The sequence below is a fragment of the Modestobacter caceresii genome (assembly GCF_000761485.1).
In the GTDB taxonomy this organism is placed as follows: domain Bacteria; phylum Actinomycetota; class Actinomycetes; order Mycobacteriales; family Geodermatophilaceae; genus Modestobacter; species Modestobacter caceresii.
Genome location: NZ_JPMX01000131.1, coordinates 1 through 924, shown reverse-complemented (window position 1 = coordinate 924; position 924 = coordinate 1). Strand labels below are relative to the sequence as shown.

Below are 924 nucleotides of genomic sequence, written 5' to 3'. Positions count from 1 at the left end.
ACCCGGCTCGGCCCCGGCCGGCGCGGTTGGAGCGGGACCGGCGGGGGCACTCGATCGGGTGGCGGACGGCCAACGGCGGAGAAACTTAAAGCCCGTAGTGTTTCGGGAACGATCTCCCGGGCACGATCGGGGCATGACGGGTGTCCTACGCAACTGCACGGTCGTCGTGCCGACGATCGGACGGCCGTCGCTGGACGTGCTCCTCGATGCCCTGGCCGACGCCGCCGGTCCACGGCCGGCGGAGGTCGTGCTGGTCGACGACCGGCCCACCGGAGAGCCGCTCCGCCCGGAGCGCCCCGGGCTGCCCCCGGTCCGGGTGGTGCGCACCGGCGGCGGAGGGCCGGCGGTGGCCCGCAACCTGGGCTGGCGCACCGCGCGCACGGAGTGGATCGCCTTCCTGGACGACGACGTCGTCCCCGACCCCGACTGGTACGCCCGGCTCGCCGAGGACCTCGCCGCCCTGCCCGCCGACGCGGCCGGCACCCAGGGCCGGGTCCGGGTGCCGCTGCCGGCCGACCGCCGGCCCACCGACTGGGAGCGCGGCACCGCGGGGCTGGCCACGAGCAGCTGGATCACCGCCGACCTGGCCTACCGCCGGTCCGCGCTGGCTGCGGTCGGCGGCTTCGACGAGCGCTTCCCCCGGGCCTTCCGCGAGGACTCCGACCTCGCCCTGCGGGTCATGGACACCGGCTCGGCGCTGACCCGCGGCGAGCGGTGGATCACCCACCCGGTCCGGCCGGCCGACCGCTGGGTGTCCGCCCGGGTGCAGGCGGGCAACGCCGACGACGTCCTCATGCGGCGGCTGCACGGGCCGACCTGGCGCGAGCGCGCCGACGCCGCCGTCGGCCGCCGTCCCCGGCACCTCGCCGTCACGGGCGCCGCCCTGGCCGCGTTCGGCCTGGCCGCCGCGGGCCGGCCGCGGGC

General features: G+C 78.2%; 1 protein-coding gene. It reads left to right on the top strand.

The window, feature by feature from the left end; genetic code table 11:
- Nucleotides 1-133: 133 nt before the first annotated feature.
- The coding region (locus tag IN07_RS23065; protein ID WP_036341339.1) for a glycosyltransferase family 2 protein at nucleotides 134-924 on the top strand (791 nt) is incomplete at its 3' end.